The 2,680-nt window shown below is 42.9% G+C and carries 3 protein-coding genes; all 3 read left to right on the forward strand.

Annotated elements, in window-relative coordinates:
- The first annotated feature begins 995 nt into the window (after positions 1-995).
- The 3 genes from AC0QH1_RS01130 (at position 996) to AC0QH1_RS01140 (ending at position 2,534) form a co-directional block, all read left to right on the forward strand.
- Positions 996-1,409 (forward strand): S-layer homology domain-containing protein, encoded by a 414-nt coding sequence (locus tag AC0QH1_RS01130; RefSeq protein WP_324628893.1) that lies wholly within the window; start codon positions 996-998, stop codon positions 1,407-1,409.
- 190 nt (positions 1,410-1,599) lie between these two features.
- Positions 1,600-1,851, forward strand: coding sequence for a hypothetical protein (locus tag AC0QH1_RS01135; protein WP_324628894.1), 252 nt, complete (start codon positions 1,600-1,602; stop codon positions 1,849-1,851).
- Positions 1,852-2,273: 422 nt separating this feature from the next.
- Complete coding sequence (locus AC0QH1_RS01140; RefSeq protein ID WP_324628896.1) at positions 2,274-2,534, forward strand: SH3 domain-containing protein; 261 nt, start codon at positions 2,274-2,276, stop codon at positions 2,532-2,534.
- Positions 2,535-2,680 lie beyond the last annotated feature (146 nt).

Consider the following 2,680-nt stretch of genomic DNA (forward strand, 5'->3'; position numbering starts at 1 on the left):
GAGAGCTTTGCGATCGCGAAAGTATGCTATTCACTATTCCAACGGAGAATATCCAACAAGCAGAGAAAAAACTTCAAGACTTTGTAAATTTGCTTGTCAGTCCAGAAAGCAATCAGCCAATCAGACTCTAGTTCTCTCAAACATTGCTTGATGAGTTAACTCAGCGCGATCGCTCTGACCAAACCCAAACGTCTCATCAGAAGAGGACGAGTGGTTCCCTGGCTCCCCGGCGATCGCCTCCCCCACCCCAGACTTTCCCCCTCTCCAGAATTGACCTTTTGGCCCGATCGCCCTGCTGAAGGGAGCAAATTGGATGAACTATATGAACACTATGAACTAAAAAATGGCGGAAATTATTGACCTTTATGAATTGACAGGGGGGGTGGGGAGGTTTAGATTAGAAGTCAATGATTTGTTAAGAAACCGCCAGTGAAGCACCAAAACATCAGAGACGAGATAGGGGTTAGCCAAGGTTCCGCGAACTTAATCTCCCAGTCCGGGTCTGTGGGCTACCGTTTCGATTTGATTCTTCACTGGTCGGAAGGGGTCATCAGAAAGGAAGTGTGTGCCCGATGCGAGGTAGCGAGTTAAGCTTATCGAATAAAGTTATGGTCAGCATGGGATTATTTCTATGGTTTTGGCCGAGGGTGATACAAGCTTAATAGCATTAATCGGTCTATCGGGGCGATCGCTGTTCCTTTCCTGGCTGTATTGGCGATCGAATTGATTGCAGTCATTCATTTATGGAGAATTTGAGCATGAAGTTCAAATCTATTGCTACGGGAATAAATCCAAATGGCAATAAATCGACCCTCCAGTCTAAATCAATAGGCGCTTTTTTTACCAGGCATAATTTGGGGCGTTACAGCGGCGAAATTGAAGGGAATTGGTTGATTGCCTAAATTTCAGCGCCGCCTAACAAACCCTCCCAAGGATAAGAGCGATCGCTTATCGCAGAAACCATAAATTTCTAGTAGTTTACCCCAAAAACAATCATGTTCAAAAACAATCAAACACTTAGAAAGTTTTTTGGAGCAATTACATTAATCGCTCTAGCAATAATCATCACAACTCTAGCTCCACTTGCTCATGCATCATCGCCAACAGCGATCGCCCCAGAGCGTACAGCAGTAGTTAAACTTGAGCAACCTTCTTTTAATCAAGCTCTTAGTCCTGATTCTCAACAACTAGCTCAAGTCACTAGCATTTCAGGAATTAGGGACGTAAGCCCCAGCGATGATTATTATTATGCTCTCCAAAATTTGGTAGAAAGATACAATTGTGTTAGCGTCTATCCTGATGGAACCTACAGAGGAAATCGAGCTCTAACCCGAGGCGACTTTGCAATTATGCTAGAGGGTTGTTTAAATAGGGTCATGGAGGTGGTTGCAGCCCAATTAAATGGTTGAATTCAGATAGCTAAATGTTAGCTAGAACTGAAGCCTATGAATAAATTCAGCAGATACTCAATCAAGTGCAGTAAAACCGCTAGTTCTAGATAGCTGTTTCTCAAGCATTAACTATGTTATTGGAAAAAGCTTGAGATTTGAACGATTCATGTAGGCAATTTTTCGTTTGTAATTAATGGGAGTAATCCAAATGAAAATGAAGAGTTTACTTTGGATTTTGTTGGGTAGTACAGCTATTTATGGTGCTGTATTGTCTTCGGCTAATGCCCAAAATAGCCCAATGCCAAACCAACAGAACAATAAAAAAATTGAATGTGAAGAAAGAAACGGCACTTACTATACAATGTTAAATCGAGAGGAGGGGAGTTATCGTATTATTGAATGGGGGGAGAAAAGGATAGGCACTGACAGTTATGTGCTACCAATTAGATATGATGCCTAGCAGGACAAGATTTGACTCGTGTGCCAGACCCAGTTATCAGTCCGGGAACCCGTTGCCAGATTGTTTCGCAACGTCTAAATAGCATTTACACGGGTTATTCCAATCGGGAATTAATTTTATATACTACACGAGTACCGGTCACAGTAAATGTAGATGGTTCGCCTGTAGGAAGAAACTGGAGTTATCAAAGTACAGTTCGACCATTTGTTGTTTGTGTGGATGGACTAGATTGTAATAATAGGGGGATGGTATTCACCATTACAACTAACTATGAAGACGAGGCAGAAACAATTCTTAATAAATTTGTAGAAGTGCTTCAAAACCCCGAAAGAGATGAGCCGATTACACTAGGTTCTATTTGAATTCCCAGGCTCAATGAGAATGGGGATTATTATGATATTGCTGAAGCGTTTGCTTGGGAAGTGAAAGACCTCCCCAATGGTCTGAATTGTCGTAGCGGGCCGGGAACCGAATATTCTGTGGTAGAAGTCAAATCCGCGAACGACCCTCTTTCCCTTGCCACCATACATTTTGTTGGTGGCGGACCTCCTTATATTAACTTAGACGAAAGTGGATTGCCGTGGCTGAAGGTGGATGGGGGATACGAAACCCATTGCTTTGTCAGGGCGAATACGGAGTTTATCGAACCAACCAGCGAGGGGTTTTTTTCCCGTCCTTTCTAACCTTATTTGTCAGTCAACTGGAGGGCATAAATTTACGAGATGATAGCGGGAATCTCTTGGCCAACGAGTGGGGGATTCCCTATCGAATTTCAGCGTTTGTGGTTTGTGTGGATGGAGAGCTTTGCGATCGCGAAAGTATGCTATTC

It is taken from the genome of Phormidium sp. CCY1219, assembly GCF_055795085.1.

Coding starts and splice junctions, on each gene's coding strand:
- AC0QH1_RS01130 (WP_324628893.1), top strand. CDS start 996: ATGTTCAAAAACAATCAAACACTTAGAAAGTTTTTTGGAGCAATTACA.
- AC0QH1_RS01135 (WP_324628894.1), top strand. CDS start 1,600: ATGAAAATGAAGAGTTTACTTTGGATTTTGTTGGGTAGTACAGCTATT.